Origin of the sequence: Paenibacillus rhizoplanae (assembly GCF_042684125.1) — a bacterium.
Classification (GTDB): Bacteria; Bacillota; Bacilli; order Paenibacillales; family Paenibacillaceae; genus Paenibacillus_AQ; species Paenibacillus_AQ rhizoplanae.
In genome coordinates, this window is sequence record NZ_JBHUKY010000031.1 from 16,117 (window position 1) to 35,542 (window position 19,426).

General features: G+C 35.6%; 16 protein-coding genes and 1 pseudogene. 6 read left to right on the forward strand and 11 right to left on the reverse strand.

What is annotated here, in order from left to right; all coding sequences use genetic code 11:
• Positions 1 to 254: 254 nt before the first annotated feature.
• The 10 genes from ACFSX3_RS17565 to ACFSX3_RS17610 all read right to left on the reverse strand — a co-directional run bounded on the left by ACFSX3_RS17565 (position 255) and on the right by ACFSX3_RS17610 (position 12,409).
• Complete coding sequence (locus ACFSX3_RS17565) at positions 255 to 1,436, reverse strand: Abi family protein (protein ID WP_209988594.1); 1,182 nt, start codon at positions 1,434 to 1,436, stop codon at positions 255 to 257.
• A 170-nt stretch (positions 1,437 to 1,606) separates the two neighbouring features.
• Entirely contained in the window at positions 1,607 to 2,665 is a 1,059-nt protein-coding gene (locus ACFSX3_RS17570) for a zinc-ribbon domain-containing protein (RefSeq protein WP_209988596.1), read from the reverse strand.
• Positions 2,666 to 2,674: 9 nt separating this feature from the next.
• Complete coding sequence (locus ACFSX3_RS17575) at positions 2,675 to 3,439, reverse strand: hypothetical protein (protein WP_209988601.1); 765 nt, start codon at positions 3,437 to 3,439, stop codon at positions 2,675 to 2,677.
• Positions 3,429 to 5,015 (reverse strand): hypothetical protein, encoded by a 1,587-nt coding sequence (locus ACFSX3_RS17580; protein ID WP_209988605.1) that lies wholly within the window; start codon positions 5,013 to 5,015, stop codon positions 3,429 to 3,431. Before ACFSX3_RS17580 ends, ACFSX3_RS17575 begins: the two co-directional genes overlap by 11 nt.
• Before the next feature lie 61 nt (positions 5,016 to 5,076).
• Entirely contained in the window at positions 5,077 to 7,161 is a 2,085-nt protein-coding gene (locus ACFSX3_RS17585; protein WP_209988608.1) for a hypothetical protein, read from the reverse strand.
• Positions 7,151 to 8,473, reverse strand: a complete 1,323-nt coding sequence (locus tag ACFSX3_RS17590) for a site-specific integrase (protein ID WP_209988611.1) — start codon at positions 8,471 to 8,473, stop codon at positions 7,151 to 7,153. Before ACFSX3_RS17590 ends, ACFSX3_RS17585 begins: the two co-directional genes overlap by 11 nt.
• Positions 8,474 to 8,765: 292 nt before the next feature.
• A complete protein-coding gene (locus ACFSX3_RS17595; protein WP_209988614.1) occupies positions 8,766 to 10,520 on the reverse strand; it encodes a DUF2326 domain-containing protein in 1,755 nt (584 codons plus the stop codon).
• On the reverse strand, positions 10,511 to 10,738 hold the full coding sequence (locus ACFSX3_RS17600; RefSeq protein ID WP_209988617.1) for an ABC-three component system middle component 6: 228 nt from the start codon (positions 10,736 to 10,738) through the stop codon (positions 10,511 to 10,513). The genes ACFSX3_RS17595 and ACFSX3_RS17600 overlap by 10 nt, the downstream gene beginning before the upstream one ends.
• Entirely contained in the window at positions 10,722 to 11,705 is a 984-nt protein-coding gene (locus tag ACFSX3_RS17605; protein WP_209988620.1) for an ABC-three component system protein, read from the reverse strand. Before ACFSX3_RS17605 ends, ACFSX3_RS17600 begins: the two co-directional genes overlap by 17 nt.
• 356 nt (positions 11,706 to 12,061) lie before the next feature.
• Positions 12,062 to 12,409, reverse strand: a complete 348-nt coding sequence (locus tag ACFSX3_RS17610) for a helix-turn-helix domain-containing protein (RefSeq protein ID WP_209988623.1) — start codon at positions 12,407 to 12,409, stop codon at positions 12,062 to 12,064.
• A gap of 137 nt (positions 12,410 to 12,546) precedes the next feature.
• Between ACFSX3_RS17610 and ACFSX3_RS17615 the strand changes: the two genes are divergently transcribed.
• The 3 genes from ACFSX3_RS17615 to ACFSX3_RS17625 all read left to right on the forward strand — a co-directional run bounded on the left by ACFSX3_RS17615 (position 12,547) and on the right by ACFSX3_RS17625 (position 17,162).
• Positions 12,547 to 13,539, forward strand: coding sequence for a DGQHR domain-containing protein (locus ACFSX3_RS17615; RefSeq protein WP_209988626.1), 993 nt, complete (start codon positions 12,547 to 12,549; stop codon positions 13,537 to 13,539).
• A 402-nt stretch (positions 13,540 to 13,941) separates the two neighbouring features.
• A complete protein-coding gene (locus tag ACFSX3_RS17620) occupies positions 13,942 to 16,452 on the forward strand; it encodes a DEAD/DEAH box helicase (protein WP_209988629.1) in 2,511 nt (836 codons plus the stop codon).
• A gap of 581 nt (positions 16,453 to 17,033) precedes the next feature.
• A complete protein-coding gene (locus ACFSX3_RS17625) occupies positions 17,034 to 17,162 on the forward strand; it encodes a hypothetical protein (protein WP_379254768.1) in 129 nt (42 codons plus the stop codon).
• A 41-nt stretch (positions 17,163 to 17,203) separates the two neighbouring features.
• Here ACFSX3_RS17625 and ACFSX3_RS17630 read toward each other — a convergent pair whose 3' ends face one another.
• Positions 17,204 to 17,482, reverse strand: a complete 279-nt coding sequence (locus tag ACFSX3_RS17630; protein WP_379254766.1) for a hypothetical protein — start codon at positions 17,480 to 17,482, stop codon at positions 17,204 to 17,206.
• 339 nt (positions 17,483 to 17,821) lie between these two features.
• Here ACFSX3_RS17630 and ACFSX3_RS17635 point away from each other — a divergent pair.
• The 3 genes and pseudogenes from ACFSX3_RS17635 to ACFSX3_RS17645 all read left to right on the forward strand — a co-directional run.
• A pseudogene (locus ACFSX3_RS17635) lies at positions 17,822 to 17,980 on the forward strand (DDE-type integrase/transposase/recombinase); the annotation flags it as partial.
• Between the two features lie 32 nt (positions 17,981 to 18,012).
• Positions 18,013 to 18,195 (forward strand): IS3 family transposase, encoded by a 183-nt coding sequence (locus ACFSX3_RS17640; RefSeq protein WP_379258562.1) that lies wholly within the window; start codon positions 18,013 to 18,015, stop codon positions 18,193 to 18,195.
• A gap of 290 nt (positions 18,196 to 18,485) precedes the next feature.
• Complete coding sequence (locus tag ACFSX3_RS17645; RefSeq protein WP_209988635.1) at positions 18,486 to 19,370, forward strand: DUF5677 domain-containing protein; 885 nt, start codon at positions 18,486 to 18,488, stop codon at positions 19,368 to 19,370.
• The last annotated feature ends 56 nt before the right edge of the window (positions 19,371 to 19,426 follow it).

Sequence of the window (19,426 nt, forward strand, 5' to 3'; positions counted from 1 at the left end):
AGAATCAGCAGATTGCTTCTCTTGGCGTAATTCGGCATGTTATACGAATGTTTTTCTAAACCGAATTTTGTTCAGTCTTTATAGCCGGAATTTCTGGGAACTGTGAACAAGAATGGTTCAAAGACTGAAATATTAGACCGACACTTTTAAAAAACAGCGGCGATAAAGAACTTAAAAGCTAATTCTTTAGTCGCCGCTGTGTATTCCACTATAGGTTTCTCCCGCATTTCAGTTTTACTCTGATCTTAAATGCACTATTTAATGAGATAATTATGCCAATCAAAATCTAAACCCATTAACCGTTCGACCTTTTGGTACGAAGTAGCATGTAGTGTAGCCTGTAATGATTTCAACTCCCTTTTAATATCATTTTTAAATTTGGTTAATTCGGTTTGATTTAAGAATAACGATATACAAAACATTAAGGAATAGATACTATGTCTATACCGTTCAATTTTCGTAAATTTTCTAGTGTCTAAATGTCGCGTTCCGCCTTTTAACCTATTAATTTCTGCAGCTTGAGGGAATTTATTTAAAAATCCCATGAACTCATCATCAATAGGAATGTGAACATTATTACAATAAAACCGTTCATTATGAGCACACGAATTACGAAACAAACCCAGTATATGTATTACCCTTGAAGCATTTAACACCTTTAAGTCGTTCGATAAGACACCACCATTTAATTTCAACTTATCTAAAACCAATAATTGAACATCTGAAGTTAAGATTTCAAATAGTTTACTTACATTTCCGAAAGTCATGATATTAGTAAGTATCCACATCGGTAGATACGTATGTTTGTCTAAGTACGAACTAATCGATTTATTTTTTTTTCGTTGTTGACCAATTTGTTTATACAGTATAGCAATAAAGGAATGATATATTTCATCTTTATTTATTAAGTATTGTCTCGGGTAACCTCGCTTTGTATTATCACTTCCTGGATCAGTCCCGATTACTGTATATTTATGTCCACTTTTTTCAGTTACCACATATGTCTTTACATTCGTTAAATCATAGTAGTTGCGTCTTAGGTATTCACTTTCTCTATGTAAGATATTTACTGCTTTTTGTTTCTTCCCCATATCAGTATGATGCTCATAAAAGGATTGTACAATTACATCTTTCAAATGCTCTTCTATTACTAATATCCTCTCCAAAAATATCCTTCTTAATTTTTCATCGAATATATATAAAGCTTCTAAATGAGACGGAGTTGTTCCGAGTAAATAATAATCTTCGTTAGGATCTGCATGCGCTGGATAGTTATTTCTATCCGTCAGAAACGGGTCTTTGTAAGCATTCACTAAATTATAATAATTATAACGCTTAATGACTCCTCGTTCTTTTTCTTTATCTTTGGGTATACTCATCCCACGTTCTCTTAATTTATCTAATCTGCCACGAAGTGTAGTATAGTGCTTCTCCATTTATATCCTCCTTACAACGAGAAAACCCCATACATACTCAAAGGTATATACAGGGTTTTCTAACTGATCTGTATTATTATTATACAAAACAAAATAAAATATGTCATCTATTTTTTTACTTTTTTTAAAAATTCTCAATTAGTAATCTGGAATATTTTCCACCTAAATTGTCATATAGAATAAATCGATTTTTTACCAGTGCAATATGGACATGCCGAGCCCTTTACCCTTCGCTCTGTTGGAGCAATCCAATGATGTCCCTTTTTGCATTTCCACCAGAGCATTTTGTTGGAGCCTTCAGAAATAGAGTTTATATTTATCCCGACGTTTTTTTCATGATCATATTCAGATAGAAGTTCCGGATACTTATTAAATGCAGAATCTTCTTCTGATAGTCTTGTCTTAGAACAATAAGGACATGCTTTTCGTTTCGTCATTGCACCTAACGTTTCTTCCCACTCATGCTTTCCACATGTCCAATTGACCACTTTGTTGCTGTGTGGGAAAAGGCTATCCGGCCTTAAATCACCATTTCTCTCATAATCCCAATAACTTGCTGCTTTCGGTTCTAATGCTTTGAAACTATTCTGATTAGGAATTACAGCAACGTTACTACAAAATGGACATTTTTTTTTATAAATTACTCTCTCACATATTGGGTCAGTCCATTCGTGTCCTTCTTTACATTGCCACCAGACCCTTTTGTTACTTTTTTCTTTAAAATCACAAGGTTTTAATTGCCCATTCTTTATGGGATGCCATTCAGAAGCTAGTTCCTTTTGTAAAGTTTCAAAATCATTTTCGCCTCTAATCGCTGAGCGTCCAGAACAATATGGGCAACCACACCCGTACGTTCTCGTGTAAATAATAGCCTCCCACTCATGGCCCTTTTTACACATCCACCATACTTTTTTACCAGACCCAGCCATCAACTGCTGTGGTGTCAATTCCCCATTTTTTGTAGGGTGCCATTCTTTTGCCACCAGAGGGTATTTAGTTCTAAGATCGTTTCCGCCAACTATAGGCACCTGACCGTTACAGTAGATGCAACCATGATTACGAACAGTTCTATTTCTAACCAAAGACTGCCATTCATGGCCTTTTTCGCATTTCCACCAAATTGGCTCTAGATAACCGGAGTATATCTCTTCAACAGGGATGGAATTTTTTTCTTTATCATATTCTTTAACTAATTTCGGGTATTCATGTACTATATACTTTTTTTTCATATTTAACTCCTATAAATTTTTAATCCTGTTTATCAATTTATAACTTATTTTTTCATCCTCAACATTAGGAAGAGTACCCTTAACTACCTCCATAATGTCAGTATCCGCATCTGAAATCACCCTAGCCTTACTCAATTCAACGCCATCATCTTCAAAAACGCCACTTTCCTTCAATATCTTTTCTGCTTCCTTATCCCATAACAGATGTGTCAGATCGTTTTGCTGCTTTACTTTTATACTTAATTCCTGGATCACTTGTCTTTGCTCATCTATTGTTTCTTTAAAAGAATATATAAGTTTTTGATATTCAGTATGTTTCTCTGTATTGATTGCGTTGATTCTTCTTAGTTCTGTATCTTTTTCCTGGACCCGAGTCTTAAATTTTATATTCTCTTTAATAAGCTCTGTATTTGCGTCTGACATATCTTCCAGCAAAATATTAAGGTTATTTAATGCAACCTTCAAATCATTCTTCTTCATTGAAAGATACCCTTGTATATCAATTTGCGTGAATACAGATTTTCTTATTGGAATTTTTTTAGTTGAAAGTCCTGTTATTCTCGCATTGAGTTCCTCTAAATAACTTTTCGCTTCCGGGTCCCTGTTAATTACATAGTACTTGAAACTAGCTATATTCAACTCATCATTCGCATATTTAGCTATTTTAGAAGCATTTAATAAAATGGTCCCACCCGTATAAGCTAAGTAAGTATCAATGATGTTCTTTATTTCATCTGTTGCATATGCTTTAGGTCTTCCCATTTTATTGGCCATGCACTTTCCCTTGCCCCATTTCTTCAACGTATGCATTCAGTAAATTTTCAACCGTTGCTTGTAATTGGCTTCTTAACACTATATATTCATCCGTTTTCCTATATTGCTTTTCAGAAGCTATCCACCTGTTAAGCCTCATTAACTTTTCTTCCACTTTTTGTTCCTGTTTATTAATAAATTCTTTTGAATTCTTTCTGCCCTGATAATGCTTACATAACTCACAATCGCCAGCAACAGCATAGCAGTCGTTCATATTTCCTAGAGCAAATAATGGTGAATAGCAATTCCCTTGATCCACCTCAACAAAGTTTACCAATTCCCCCCCGCGTATTATTGATTCCTTGTCGCTATCACTCCGGGATTCCGCAATAATTTTATTTCTTTTTGACAACTCAAATAAACTGTATGCTTTACATTTTATGAGGTTTTTCATGTTACCAGAATAATGAAAGATCATATCTACGTTTTCATGACCTGTAATTTCTTTAGCCATAAGGATACTAGCTCCGTTAAGAAGCATGTTTTGCATGGCTATATGTCTCGAATCACCTAATGATACCTTTACTATTTCATTCCTTTTTAATTTATATGCCTCGCCAGCAAAGCTTGTTTCATTTAGTTTTTCTTTTGAAATTACTTTGTATTTATGTTCTTTCTCGATAACATCACAATAGAAAATTTCTAATAGTCTAGTTAATTGATTTACATGAAGAAAGCCATGGTTCTTAAATAAGTAGTTTACTTTTAAATATATTTTACTAACGAACAATGAATCTATGTTTGATTCTTCATAATCCCTCACCAGGTTTTTGTAGTCGAAAATCATCTCTGCTATTTCATTGGACACAGCATACTCATAAATCTTATAATCTTCATCTATTTTGTAGGCAACATTTTTATTTCCACTTCTGTTGCCTTTTAGTCTTGATCTTCTAATTTTAAGATAATTCACTCCATCTTTGACAACTAAGCACTCTTTTGGTATTAGGGTGAACTCCGTAACCCGCACTGGAAGAATCATGCTGATATTCCACCATAGATAAATCGGATAGAAATATATTTTTTCAAAAATCGTCGCATTACCCTTCCAGAACTCTTCCAATATTTTTCCAAACAAAAAATAACTTTGATATTCGGCTAAATCTCTTCTCTTTATATAATCATATTTATACCTTTCCTCCTCAAGGATAATATCCTCTGTAGTAAAAGGCATTAATTCAATAAAGTCTTGAATTCCTGTTTTAAATAGTATATTACGTTTTGTAGGAATTTTTGATAAGCATTCCGAATTGCATATCAGTTCTTTAATGTTATACAACATTTCCTGCAAAGTACTTATAACGTATTGCCCCATACAAAGACTAATGTAGCATTTTAATATTTCTTTGAATTCCTCAGAAGAATAATGATTTAGGTACTTTTTTACGTATACATGATCAAAAGTAAAATCTAAGGTAATCGAACTTTTTTCATCTGATAAAAACCATGCGTCATCCTTAAATTCACTTTGAATAACTCCATCGTTTTGATAGTGTTTGAATTTTTCCAAAGCGATTTTTCTTTCTTCAACACCCATTGTTGTAATCACTTTATGTCGGTTAATATTTTTATTTCGAGCGACTAACGCTAACACGCTTCTAACCCTCTCCCACAAAAAGTTTCTGGTATTCTGTTATATCTTGTTTATAGATATACTTCATTGACTTTAAAACTTCATAGGCTGCAGGATATAATTTATTCTCCAAAATCGATTTCCATTTTAACTTTTCACCTTTCGTCTTCGCATCCTGAAATTTCATTCTATTACTCACAATCTCATTATGAAGATCGTCCAAAAACGTTTTTAAATACATTTCCGACCCACAACCTATGCAATGTTCTCGATTAGGCATATTACATACTTCTCCAAAAGCTTTTCTAATGCAATAGACGTCTTCATTTTTCCCCACGCATTTACCGTCCGCAATTTCCTTTAGTGCATTTTCAATAAACTCAGTTGTTTTTTCATCATTTAAGTACATAATAATATCCGATATGGTCTGCTTTGCCTTCAACTCGACTTTTTCGTCTATTTGTAGAAGCAACTCAATATCATGAGGAATCATCCCAAGCTCTTGTATAATTTCCGTTTGTTCATCTATTTGTTTTTTTTCAAATTCATTATTATACAATGCCCTGCAAAGTAAATAAGGGACAAAGCTACACACGCCCCGCTCAAAAAGGATTTTTGTAATGTCGTCTACAGAATCCCCATCCATCTTCGCCTTAAGGTATTTCGAGGTTACCTCAGGCAGTGTGCCTAAACCTCCTTTATGACTTCTGGCATAAGCCGCCAATAAATACCCATTGTTATTATTTTTATCACCGCTTTCCATGATTCTTTCCATATATGCCTTATTCGCTCTTCGATTAGATATTAATCTCCCAGCAAATAAACTATCATATTCGTTCCCAAACAATTCAATAGCGTATTTTATATTATTAGGGTGGCGGCAAATTGCGCTTCCCTTATTCTCCAATACGGAATGCGCTTCACATAATGCTAGAAGCATTCCAATTGTTGGTTTTAACCCCTCAGGAACGTACATCTTTAAATGCAGTGTATTATTGTGCCTTTTTGTTTTATTAGGCTTCTTATTTTCAAACCCAACTCTTACCACTAATTCATCAACATAAGGAATCCACGTTGTATCATTATAGTCATGCTCTTTGACCTTTCTAATGATTTCTTCCGGCTCGATGTTTAATGTAATATGTGGAATGTTTTGGACAATATCCGATTTACGCCAAGCGCAACCATAATGCATTGCATGATATAACCACGTTGTTGCTATAGGTTTACTATTTGAAGCTTTTAACAACATGTCGTTTTCAATCCAATGTTCCTCGTTAAAAACCATATATGCTAATTTTAAATAAACAGAATCCTCGTAAGCATGATTCTCTCTCTTAGTTACACCTACATGCTTATCGAACTGGTTATGAATAGAGAATGAGCATTCCTCATTTTCCTTAATAATCGATATAAGTTTCGTAAATTGAATATTCCCGTTTTTGGTAATATTATCTGTTGCCAACTCCATGTAGGTGGTAATCTCATCATCGTTAAACTGGCTTATTTCTTTATTGCAGGTTAATCTCAAAAAATTTGCTAATTCGTTAATGCTGCTTTGCATATTTGCCGGACTATCCTTAGCGAGTTTAATCAATGCAGTCTTTGTTTTACGGTTGATACTAAAAAAATCATCCTCTAACAGAATCCTTAGTTTCTCTTCTTTAGTCTTATTGTATAATTTTAATTTTAAGACGATGTTACTTTTGAATTGTTCTTTGTCATCTCTATTAATAAAGAATACGATTGGGTTATACGATTTCGAAATCAATCTGTACTTTACTTTAATCCCGAAATAATTCAAACCTGCAAAAAATGAATGGAGTTCCTGGTACTTTGACTGTCCCACTCTACTAAGATAGTCAAATGTTATGTCATCATTTTCGCTCATACACTCTGTAATAATATCTTTCAGGCCGACCATTGATTTTCCCAATCTGTAAGCTTCTTCAAAATCGTCTTTACACATGTAGTCCACTTTCTTATGTTTGATTACACTGATTCCCATCATCATCATGTTCTGTTTTAAGGTCGGTGTGGCAACATCAAAATAATCCGCCGCTCTATTTATTGATATATATTCAGTTCCATCAATTATTTTAAATTCCATAGAGGTCTTCCTTATTAATCGCATTTATAATATCATTTCCAACTTCTTCACTTGCTTTTTCATAAAGACGCATTATCTCACCTTTATTTTGCAGATAAATAAAGGCGGACTCAAGAGATGCATCGCCGCGCCAGAACGCAATACTATTAATATCTTCTCCATTTAATACGAGTTGTACTGTAAACCAATGTCTAAATGCATGTAATCCCCAATTGCTCTCATTGAGCATCATCCCAAACACTCTTAGTTCAGTATCATCTGATCTAAGCAGCTCAGGAAGTACAATTTCTCGCATAATACTTACAATTTTTTTGCAGTATGACTGCTTAGAAATGGCCATTCTTTTTCCGGTAGTTGTATTTATGCTACCATTCACAAACAACGGAGCTTCTGGCTCTAAGTATTTTTCATTTATCATTTTTAAATGTTTTTCATATGCCTCTTGTATTACATCAAGGAAAATCGGATAAACAGATTGTTTACGTTTAATTTTTATTTTCCCCGTTTCCTTCCCGTCGCTTCGTAAAACATATTCCTTGGATATATCCACTTCAAAACTTGTAAATTCCCCATTTTCTTTAACATAACGGACTCCGTTAGGGTAAATGCTGCTCGCCCTACGCACATTCACCACTTCACCTTCTCTAATTCCTGCACAAAGTTGAAGCAAAACCGCTAAAACTAACTCAGGTTCTTTTTGTTTTACCGCTCTTATAAGGATGGGTATTACTTTTTGAGGAATGTCCCTTAGTAGACCTTTACTCGAGTTCCCTAAATATCTTGCTGGTATTTCATATTCCCAAACTGCTCTACTTCTCTTTCTGCCTCCCCATTTATTCGAACTAACGGATTCCATTAATATCTTTTTAACATAAAAATGCTCATTATGATCTTTTCTTATTTCTTTTAAATTCTTCATGAAATGACAAATAGCATACCTCTCTTTCTCCACCGATTGTCTGCCTGGGTAATCCCCCATAGAATTAGGCGTTCTCGAATATTCATTCAAATAGTCCACGACGGACTGAAAAGGTATCTCTGTAATACTCCTTGCATGATATCTGCCATAATGCTTGAAAAGGGCATAGGTAAGAAAATTGCATACTCTTCTTATAGAATCATTATCCACATCATAAGCGTGGTTTGATCCGTTAGCAGCACCAACGTACTTCTGATAATTGGTTAATCTAATCATTTTTTGATTACATTGTATTGAAATTAAGCAACATTCATGTCTCGTCCCATTTTCTTCGATCCAAGTATATTTATATGGAGCAAACATTACATAATTTGATATTTGAATTTGTTTCATTTAATAATCACTCTTTCATCGTATAGAGAGATTCAATCGTATTCTCTTCCTAATATCCTATTCTTTCAACTCAATTTTTGCAGTAGCAAATATCTCTGACCCGATCATACGCTCTTAAAAAATAATAATAAAAAGCCATAAACCGGATTATTATTTAATCGGTTTATGGCTGATACTCTTTACTCTTCGACTCGATCCGTGAAATACAAGGATTTCTTTATTACAGTATAAGGCCGAAGGTCATCCCAATGTGTTGGCCGCTCAGGAACAAAAGCTCATTTTCGTTGCCAGGTTAATTCGTTGTCTCAATTCTGAAAAGCTTATCTGATTGAGAAAGTCGTAACACAATATACTCCATATTATTTAATTCTAAAGGAAGCTTATCCTCCAAAATGGAGAATATCAATTGAATATTTTTATTTTTAGCAAAGCCAGCAACTTTTATTAATTGGTTGCTATGCATCAGTTCTTTTTTGTCATTTAAAATAAAATGAAGCACTGGGATGTTCTCTTCGTCGGCAAACAAGATATATGCCAAATCAAAGCACAAAATTTCACCTTGTTTTTTACCAGAACTGCTATTAGCGTTAAACGAGTCAAACGTATAAATATTTTTTCCCGTTTTCTGTTCTTCTTTAACGCCAAACGTTACCCCATAACTTTCCCCATATAGTTCTGTTGAAACCTCTGAAAAAAACTTATTGAATTTCTTCAACTGACTTTTTATTTTCTCCTGGAATTCATTAGAGAACACATCTACATCTATATTAACGAGATCGGCTTCTAATGAATTGATTTTCTGATTTACTTCATCAATCTGTTTTAATGAGTTTTCGATTTCCCCTTTGCGATGATAACTTTCGTTAAGTTCAGCTATAATGACCTCTAAATCACTAAAGGTATCACTATTAGCAATTTTAATGGCTAGCTGCTCTTCCCTTGCAAGAAGTCTTCGTAATTCCTCACTTAAAGCTAATATTTGCTGGTCAATTTCCGGAATATCTTGAGTAAGGAATCTAATTTTTTCAATAACCATATTATTATGATACGCAACTAGATCTTCAAAGGTCTTTTGTAAGTTAGCGATATACTCACTGGCTTGACTATAGATTCTTCTCAGCTGCTGTAAGTCGATATCCGATTTTGTTGTACGAAGTTCCGCTTCTGCTTCGAGGATGATCTTTTTTCTTAAGCTTAATTCAGTAATTCTTGAACTAACACTCCCGATCTCATATTTAATCGTATTAATTTCATTAAGATCTCGATCATAATTGAAATTAAGATTTAGCGTTTTTTTGCGCATCTCTAATTCTAACAGCTTATCATTTATGATTTCATTTGATAATTCCAGTTCATTCTTACTTTGTTTCTTCTCAATTCTTTTCTTAAATTCTTTCTCCGCTTTAATACTTTTTAATATTTTTGACCGATCTGTAATCGTTATCCCAAATAAAAATAAAAACAACAATTCATATTCAGCAAGTGATGTATACAATGTTAAAACTTTAAGAGTATTATTTATTCGCTCGTCCGTGTATCTAATGCTATGAGCAATAATCTGTCTTAAAGATGGCTTTTTATGTTCTCTATCTCCAATAATTAAAGTATCTAACGCATCATCAAAATCTTTTCCCTTGTTCTTTACGTAATTCTCTCCATTGATGCGCATCACTTTCAATTTTCTATTTAAGAAATTACGTTCAATTAAAATTTCTTTGGAATCCGCATCATCCAAATCTTCTTTTAATACTAAGGATATTAAAACCTTAGTATTCACAAGGAAATCTTTTACTAGTGCAATTTCTTTGTTATTTTCTTTATCCGTATATATAATTTTAGGTTCAGCACCTAGACAAAAGTCAATGAGCTTTAAAACCGTTGTTTTCCCAACACTGTTTCCCGTTTCCCTATCTATATTAGGCGTATTCTTTTTTTCAATATCTACGATATGTATAGTTTCATCAACGATAAGATTGAGACCTCTATGGAATTCAATATCGCGAATAATTCCTTTCTGATTGCTAATCATCAACTTTTTTATGAACATAATTTCACTTCACCATCCTCATTAACAACCGCAATGTCTGATAAATAGAGCCAATCTAACGAAAGAATAAAAAGAGATAAGGACATATTATTAATGCTTTTAACCATTTTGTATAATTCAATAATACCTATACCATTTGTTTTATTCAGTTGTTCTAAGATGATCGAGCCATTATAATAAACACTTTCATTCGGATTTATATCATTGGGCAATAACATGCTCATAACCCTCCGGGTTTTCAAAAATATTACACCTCAAAAATGAGTCCACTACAATAATTGAGACACATTGTTCTAGCTCCTCAGCCGGCAGCACTCTATAATTCTCGCTTTCACGTATATATTCAACCGTTTTACTTATTATCTTTAAAAAAATTTGATTTTCATTTATTCCGTCATTTAATGATTCTTCTGCATAAAATAGAGAAAGTTTATTAAACACCGATAAGCTTTTATTTTTTCCCTGCTTGTCAAATTCACTATATATTCTGGTTATTTTCAAACAATATATACTATACAACTTAATGATGCCTTGTACTTTTTGTAAATGGTTAAACACAATTTTGCGATCAATATTGAATTCGTGTAATTTAAGTTTTTCTTCTGAGAGGTTGTTTAAATCCTCGTCAGCGAGCAAATTTATTAAATCCGCTAAGTTTGAGGAGATTTTGTTTTCGTCAGGTTTATCCCCCAGTTCAGCTTTAATAAATTGATATACCGCATGCTGCTTATCGATCTGTGACATTAGTATTTTCGAGAAAATATCTTCTTTCCCAATGATATCTCTTGAAGCGTCAAAATTTATATCATACTTGTTATTAAACTTTTGGGTTTTTAGTCTTTTAGCATCTGAAAAAAATAGAAACTTTAAATTGTAGCCTTGTTTTTTGTAATCAAGAATCTTATTTTTTGCAAGTGTATCATTGATTTTCTGCTTTGAATCAGTTGAGGAAACTTGAATAATAATTTTATTAACATCGTCAATAAGATCAATTGCCTCACTATTTTGATCTAATGTGTTTTGGTTTTCCAGATTCAGTTCAAATAATAAACAACATAAATCTCTATAAAAAAATTCAGCATGAATATTAAGATTTAAAATATTCAGTTTTCCGCTGCTCTTTATTCGCAGAGATAATAGTTCAATTTTCTCATTAATATAGGTAAAATAGAAATCTCTATTCATGCATTCTCTCTCCTATAGTTATCCTTTTATTTATTAGATTAGGAATAAACCCAATCTAAGTATACGTTGATTTACAAAAACAGGATATACCAAAAGTATCAGATAAATTATACATCTGACTGGAAGGCGCTTGTCTTCAAGCCTGGTATAGATAAAAAGCGTACTGAGGCTTTTCCACAGTACGCTTTTTAAATCTGAAAATAGCTGAAGAGATATTCAATCTACAAACGAAAGAACTTAAATAAATCAAAAACGTTTTTGTGTGAATCTCTATGCAGGCCCCTCTATTCCACATTATAATCACATGTCCACTCTCTTTACACTTCCGAGTAAAACTTAAAGAAAAAACATTGAAGTTACGGTATGTTCTTATACGATCTGACTATTCTAATCATTTCATATATTGATTTTAATTCTTCAGAATTTTGACTATCCATTAACAAATTTATCTTTTCAATGATATCCTTTTTGTCTGTATTATCGGGTTTATTATTATGACCGGCAAAAAACTCAAAAGAATCTACTTTTAATGCTACTGCAATTCTTTCCAGAGTATCAAGCGAAACATTCACTTCTCCACGTTCTATCTTACCTATGTACGACCTATCTATATCCAGAAGCTCGCTTAATTGCTCTTGAGTTAAATTTGCTGACTTTCGCAAATAGCGTATCCTTTGGGAGACATGCTTAACTAAATTCTGCATATGACTACCTCCTCTATTAAAGAGTAGGTGAGCTACATATCGAGTTAAAGTAATTAATACTACCATTTACCATTTGATAATGGGCATTATAATACCCTAAAATGAATATACAACATCACATTAGGAGGAAAAGATTAATGCAACATCTCCCGCATCAATTAGTAATAGAAAACATCGTACAATATAAACAACGCGGAAAGGTCACATACTCTGGTAGCATATTAGCAACTACCGCATTGAATCTCAATTACGTTAAACCATACGATCATCCTTCCGGAAAAGGATATCAACGCCCTGTTGATATGAAAAGATGTGCTGATTTCGCAACTTACTTATCTAAAGGCGAATTATCTCTTTACCCACCAATTTTATTAAACGCTGAATCCCATTGGGAATTTGTACCCTATGATAAAAATCGGCCTACCTTTGGTCGACTTCTTTGTAATAAGAAGGCATCACTGATAGATGGACAACATAGACTCGGAGGAATCAAACTATATATTCAAGAAACCAATTCTGAAATCAACATTCCATTCATTGCTTTTCATTATCTTGACGCAGAAGAAGAAATCCAACTTTTTAATACGATCAATACAAAAGGAAAGCCGATTGGTAGTTCATTAAGTAAGTACCTTCAACGAGAGGCAGATGAGATAAGTTGGATTTCCACCGAATTAATCTTACGTAACGATAGCCCATTTAACTCCTACTCATCCATTACCGGTAAAAGAACATCTGATCGCCATATAACCTTACAGAACCTCTACAGGATCGTTGAGTTATTGACTAAACTCCCCAATCTTAAGTCTCTTGCAAAAGAAGACAAGCTTATGCTCTCGTTAATTTACTTTAATGCGGTTAAGGATCATTTCAATGCTGAATGGATGGACTATAAGGAGTATAGAATTACGCACATTGTATGTCTTAATGCTTTAAGCATCGCCGGTGCAGAAGTCTTATCGAGTTGTGTTACTGAAGGGAAAAAGCATATCGACTATAAGCGTATCACTAAGGCTGTTAAAAAACTCAAAAATATTGATTGGTCAAGTTCAGGCGCTTTGAAATATATTCGCGGTGCTACAGGCTCAAAAGCCCTTGCCTCTGAGTTATCGATTCAAATGATGCCTTAGAACTTCAGAACTGTAAAGAGAGGTTCTACAAGGCTTTATGGCTTCGTAATTCGGAGTTTCAATGGACGCCCTTTAAGACTTACTCCTTTAGGTGATTAACGCTAATTATGGCAATGATCAATAATTTCGTTTTTGTATTTTTTTCCGAAAAACGTTAAAAACACCTATTTATATAACTCAGGTGTTTTTTCACAATTATATTCTAATCCCCAAACAAGCTAACTTGAGATGTTTCTTTAATTTGCAACATCTCCAGTTAGCTTCTTTGTGCTCCAACATTGTTTGAAATCTGTTCATCTATGCCTATGCAGCAAGCGAGGATTCACTGCTAATTCATGGTATTATTAGGTAAACGATCTCATGTCTCATTTAAATTGTAACTACATGAAACGAGGGGATTTTATGGTAGATTTTAAAAAGCTTAAATCGCAAAAAGCTAAACCAAAGTCAATCAATCCAACCGAGATTTTCCGCAGATTGCCTAAACCTCTAGGAATCAACGATCTGTATACCAGTCAAACGGAAATTCTCCAAGCGTGGTTTGATCGTCGAGCAGAACGTGACATCGTCCTTAAGTTGCATACCGGAGGTGGAAAAACTTTAGTTGGTCTTCTATTGGCTCAATCAACCATAAATGAAACTGGTGAGCCAGTGCTTTACCTAGCACCAACTAATCAACTTGTCCAGCAAACTCTTGATAAAGCCGAAGCATATGGCATTTCCGCCGTCCCATATACAAGAGGACAGCCATTGGACGACGAATTTATTAATGGGAATGCAATCATGGTAGGTACATATAAAGCATTATTTAATGGAAGAAGTAAGTTTGGTATCCGTGGTGAAGTGAACCCTCAAAAGGTATCCGCCATTATTCTCGACGATGCGCATGCTGCATTTTCGGTTGTTCGTGATTCTTTCACGCTTGAAGTATCAGCTAAAAACAATTTTGACCGCTATGAGGCACTGGTTGATATTTTCCGAAAATCTTTTAAAGAGATTGATAAGCTCGGCACTCTTGAAGACATTATCGAAGGATCTGATTATTCAGTTCTTGAAGTTCCCTACTGGGCTTGGAATGAACAGCTAGATTCGGTGAGAGCTCAATTAAGATCGGACTCCGATAAATACGCAATGGTATGGCCCTTATTGAGAGACCAGCTCCACCTATGTCATGCCCTTATTAGCAGAGATGCCTTTACAATAACACCAATACTACCGTTGGTTAATGCATTCCCCACATTCTACGAAGCTCCTCGCAGAATTTATATGTCTGCCACTATTGCTGATGATAGTGAAATTATTCGTACATTCGATGCTAATCCCGACTCACTCAATCATCCCTTACAGTCCCGATCATTAGCCGGAATTAGCGAGCGGATGGCTCTAATTCCTGAGTTGATGAAGTTTGAGTTTAAGAGAGATCATGTAGAAAAGCTGATCCAATGGACAGCAAATAACAAAAAATTAGGAACAGTAGTACTTGTTTCATCTGATGAAGCGGCTAAGAAATGGTCAGATATTGCTACTGTAGCAAAAGGTTCAGAAGAAGTCGAACGATTAGTTGCTCGACTTCAAAATGGGGAAATTACAGGACCCATTGTTTTTGCCAATAGGTACGATGGTATCGATTTACCCGGAGATTCCTGTCGGGTTCTTGTTATGAATGGCTTACCTTCTGGTGCTTCAAATTATGAACTCTTTAGGGCAAGTACACTGTATGGGGGCACAACAATAACGCGCATGATCGCACAGCGAATTGAGCAAGGGATTGGGAGAGGATCACGAGGTGCAGGTGATCACTGCGTAGTTTTGTTGATAGGAAATGACATTTCAGCCTGGGTAGCTAAAGAAGCTAATTTCCGGTTTCTTACAAGCGCAACAAAAGCTCAACTTGATATGGGAATAGAGATGAGCAAAGAAGTTGAAAATCTGCAAGATTTGTCAAAAACCATTGAAAAAAGTTTTGATAGAGCCAAGGATTGGACTGAATACCACGCTGAAACTCTCGCCGAATTCGTAGATGATGAGGAAACAAATAATTTTTATATCACGCAAGCCGCAGTTGAACGAAAATCAATCAATCTATGGCATGACGGCTATCACGAACTAGCAATAGCCAAACTTGAGCAATTTATCATTACCGGAAATCATTCGCTAGATATTCAAATGCGTGGATGGCTTGAGCAGCTAGCCGCACGGATTGCAGATAAATGGGGGAACAAAGAAAGATCACAAGACTTACAACGTCAAGCATTTGCTAATAATCGAAATTTAATTAGACCCAAAGTGCTTCCTCCCTATCGCCCCCTGACTGTCTCTGTCCCACAAGCAAAAGCGATAGCAGAACAAATAGGAACCTATCGGCTCCGGCAAGGATATTTACAATCATTCGAGGAGTTGGTGTCAAACTTACACCAAGATGCATCAGCAAATCGCTTTGAAAAGGCCCTTGCCGAATTCGCAATTATGATTGGTCTTAGCTCGGAGCGGTATGATATTCAGGGTGAAGGCCCAGATGTCCTGTGGTTGTTACCGGATAAAGTCGGGCTCGTTATAGAAGCTAAGAGTCGTAAAAAAGGAAAAAATGCATTGACTAAAGAACAACATGGTCAATTGCTTGTAGCTGCAGAGTGGTTCGAAGCAAAATATCCAGGTTATGATTATGTTCGAGTGAGTGTGCATCCTAAGAACATAGCGACACGCTCAGCAGTCGCTGGCGCATCTCATGCACTTACTTTCGAAAAGCTAGCTGCCATGATTTCAGATGCTCGTTCGCTTTTAACTTCGCTATGTGAATCACAGCTTGATATGAGCACCTTAGAGGCCGAGTGCAATCGAATATTAAATGGCTCAAATCTTCGCTCTGATCGAATAACTGCACACTATTTAGTACCATTTAGTGTTCAGGAGTGATTACGCACAGGTAAAAGACTATATAGGGCTGCCCCTGTTAGTGAGACAGGGATCAAAACGCCTTGCATGTTTTTGCAATCAGTGCCGGTATTCAATCGGTGTATGGGTAATGTGTCTTGAACGGTCAGTACAACGATTGCATTTTTTGTACAGGTTACCCCTTCGAGATAGAACATTTCAGACATTAGCGTAGAATGAAACGATTTTATGGGGCATTATCAGCGGGCTTTCCCTTGTGGGACATGCTCATGGTAATGCTTTTTCGTTTAACAGCCTCTTGGTAGGCAAAGGAGGTATATACACTGCCTTGGTTGCTATGTAATAGCATCTTCTCCTACTGAAAGTTGGTTTAACGCATCCAAAATCAAAGTAATATTTTTCTTATCTGCTATAATTATCGCAACTTCGCCGTTGTACAGGTCCAGAATGCTTAAGAAACAAGACCTCACTTCCAATTAACAAATAGGTAATGTCCGTGCCGAGCTTCTGCAGAGGTGATTCAGCGTAAAATTGCTATTAGTGTTAACCGTGGATCCCCGTTAAGAGAATAGAAATAATGAGTTTAACAAGGAGGTGCCCCCATGAGTGAAACACGGAGAAGATACAATGAAGAATACAAAGGACAGACCGTAAAGTACATCCAGGAGCAGACGAAAACGGTGGCGGAACTAGCCCTGGAGGCTGGATGTCCCCGCCAAAACGTTACATAAATGGCTAGGACAGTACCGACAGTTTGAGAATGAGCCCATCATTACTCCAGACAAATACAGAGAGCTGGAAAGTCAACTGAAGGAGCAAGAGCTCGCAAACCTGACAGAGGAGACGGCAATCCTAAAAAAGCCGTACACATCTTCAGCATTCCAAAGAACTGAGATTTCGGTTTATTGAAGATCATCGCTCCGAGTTCCGCGTGGAGAAGATGTGCAATTTCTTTCAGGTGTCCCGGAGCGGTTACTACAAATGGAAAACAGCAACGCCCAGCCTTCAAGCCACTCGCAAAGCCTTGTTGCTGAAGCGGATTACCTATCATTTTCAGGACTCCCAAGGCCGCTATGTCAGCCCCAAAATACAAGGTTCTCCTAGAGCGTGAAGGGCACCAGGTCAGTGAACGCACGGTAGGCAAGTACATGAAAGAACTGGGTCTGCGCTCTTGTGTCGCAAAGAAATTTCGCGTATGCACCACAGACTCTAACCATCCGTTACCCATTGCCCCCAACCTGTTAAACCAGCAATTTCACACGAAAAAGCCGAACCAGACGTAGGTGGCGGATATCACCTACATTCCCTGCCGGGAAGAACGGATGTACTTGGCGAGCGTGCTGGACCTGTGTACCCGGGAGATTGTCGATTAGCGGCTTATTAGAACCGGATGACCACCGACCTCGTCCAAGGCGCCCTGGACGCTGCCTACCAGGCCAAACTCCCCGGGAAGGGCCTTATTCACCATTCGGATCGAGGCTCCGAGTACGCCTCTGCAGACTACCGTAAACGCCTAAAGACGTACCAGATGACCGCAAGCATAAGCCGCAAAGGGAACTGTTATGATAACGCCTGTATTAAATCTTTTCACAGCCTCTTAAAAAAGAGTTGGTGTACTGGAATCGATTTAAAACGAAGCAACAGGCCTATGATGCCATCTACCAGTACATTGAATTTTTCTACAACCGCAAACGAATCCACGGGGTGCTGGGTTACGTTTCTCCGGTTCAGTTTGCAGCCACATTTAAGCGAAAAACGATGTAGTTGCTGTCTACTTTCTTGACAGGAGTCCACTTTTAAAAACGTATACCGTTAGATCTAAAGACAAGCTACGTATGGGATATTATAACAGATGATGCTTTGACAAATGTTAATTTTCTACATAAAATCAATTAAGACTTCCAATCATTCTAATTATATCCTTCTACCGTGCCAATGCCGGAAAGACTTTTAAAAATTGATTTATTCTATTTTAAGAAAAAGATATGTTTCTTCTTTGGCATGATTTAATGGTTTGTGGATATTCAATACAATTGTAAGAGGAGGATAATGATTTGATTAAATATCCTATAGGTCTCTCGGATTCATGGACTGAGGAGTTAAATAAACTCAACGCTCTAAATAGCAAAAATTTAGTTCCAATAAAGAGATTAATTTATATTCTTTTTATTTATGACCTAATGATTGCGGAAATAAATGATTCTCACAGAAAATATAAATCAGACAAGTTAATTTATATAAGCCGTTATTTTCTAGCCAACGAGTACCACTTAGGAGAAAGCATCTATCATTTAGTAAAACGAGGATTTGGAGTATCAAGTTCTATTTTAGTGAGGTCAATATTAGAAAACCTGATAGATTTTTCTTATTTGTGGCTTTGCAAAGATATCAATAACTCCCAAGACGAAAGAGATGGTTGGTTGGAGTATAAATCAATTACTGATGAATCCATATATAATAAGTGGAGCGATTTTAAAAAACATCTATCCAAGAATGGGAAATTATTCAATGACTACTTGATTGTTGATGCCGTTGAGTCGCTACAAAATAAAGCCAAAGATTTCAAAAGTAAATTTTATAAACATGGGAATAAGTATCATTGGGCTAAATATCCTTCGTTGGACCAAAGGGCTAGGCAGGTTGATATGACCGGAAGACTACAAAAAGATGTTGATCATTTTTATTTAGAACAAGAGTATATCGTAAACTATAAACTAAATAGCCAATTGGTACATGGTGAAAGCTCCATGTTTTCAAGCTATAAAGATGAAAGCACTAATTTATTGAGTATTCAATCAGATCAAGACGAATTAACAAAAACTATTAATTTGACATCAAATTATTTACTTGTTTTTGCATATGAATTAGTTCAAGTAAATCGGCTTAAATTAGGTATTGTGGAGCAATTAAATTATTTGGGTTTTCATAAAAAAAATTAAAACACGAAGCCAGTTGGTATCGCGTTAGTGTTTAGTTTTTATGTTGAATCAGTATG

Excerpts from the sequence above, each read along its gene's own strand:
- ACFSX3_RS17565 (WP_209988594.1), bottom strand. The coding sequence starts at position 1,436 with ATGGAGAAGCACTATACTACACTTCGTGGCAGATTAGATAAATTAAGA.
- ACFSX3_RS17570 (WP_209988596.1), bottom strand. The coding sequence starts at position 2,665 with ATGAAAAAAAAGTATATAGTACATGAATACCCGAAATTAGTTAAAGAA.
- ACFSX3_RS17575 (WP_209988601.1), bottom strand. The coding sequence starts at position 3,439 with ATGGCCAATAAAATGGGAAGACCTAAAGCATATGCAACAGATGAAATA.
- ACFSX3_RS17580 (WP_209988605.1), bottom strand. The coding sequence starts at position 5,015 with ATGGGTGTTGAAGAAAGAAAAATCGCTTTGGAAAAATTCAAACACTAT.
- ACFSX3_RS17585 (WP_209988608.1), bottom strand. The coding sequence starts at position 7,161 with ATGGAATTTAAAATAATTGATGGAACTGAATATATATCAATAAATAGA.
- ACFSX3_RS17590 (WP_209988611.1), bottom strand. The coding sequence starts at position 8,473 with ATGAAACAAATTCAAATATCAAATTATGTAATGTTTGCTCCATATAAA.
- ACFSX3_RS17595 (WP_209988614.1), bottom strand. The coding sequence starts at position 10,520 with ATGTTCATAAAAAAGTTGATGATTAGCAATCAGAAAGGAATTATTCGC.
- ACFSX3_RS17600 (WP_209988617.1), bottom strand. The coding sequence starts at position 10,738 with ATGTTATTGCCCAATGATATAAATCCGAATGAAAGTGTTTATTATAAT.
- ACFSX3_RS17605 (WP_209988620.1), bottom strand. The coding sequence starts at position 11,705 with ATGAATAGAGATTTCTATTTTACCTATATTAATGAGAAAATTGAACTA.
- ACFSX3_RS17610 (WP_209988623.1), bottom strand. The coding sequence starts at position 12,409 with ATGCAGAATTTAGTTAAGCATGTCTCCCAAAGGATACGCTATTTGCGA.
- ACFSX3_RS17615 (WP_209988626.1), top strand. The coding sequence starts at position 12,547 with ATGCAACATCTCCCGCATCAATTAGTAATAGAAAACATCGTACAATAT.
- ACFSX3_RS17620 (WP_209988629.1), top strand. The coding sequence starts at position 13,942 with ATGGTAGATTTTAAAAAGCTTAAATCGCAAAAAGCTAAACCAAAGTCA.
- ACFSX3_RS17625 (WP_379254768.1), top strand. The coding sequence starts at position 17,034 with ATGAGTGAAACACGGAGAAGATACAATGAAGAATACAAAGGACAGACC.
- ACFSX3_RS17630 (WP_379254766.1), bottom strand. The coding sequence starts at position 17,482 with ATGATAGGTAATCCGCTTCAGCAACAAGGCTTTGCGAGTGGCTTGAAG.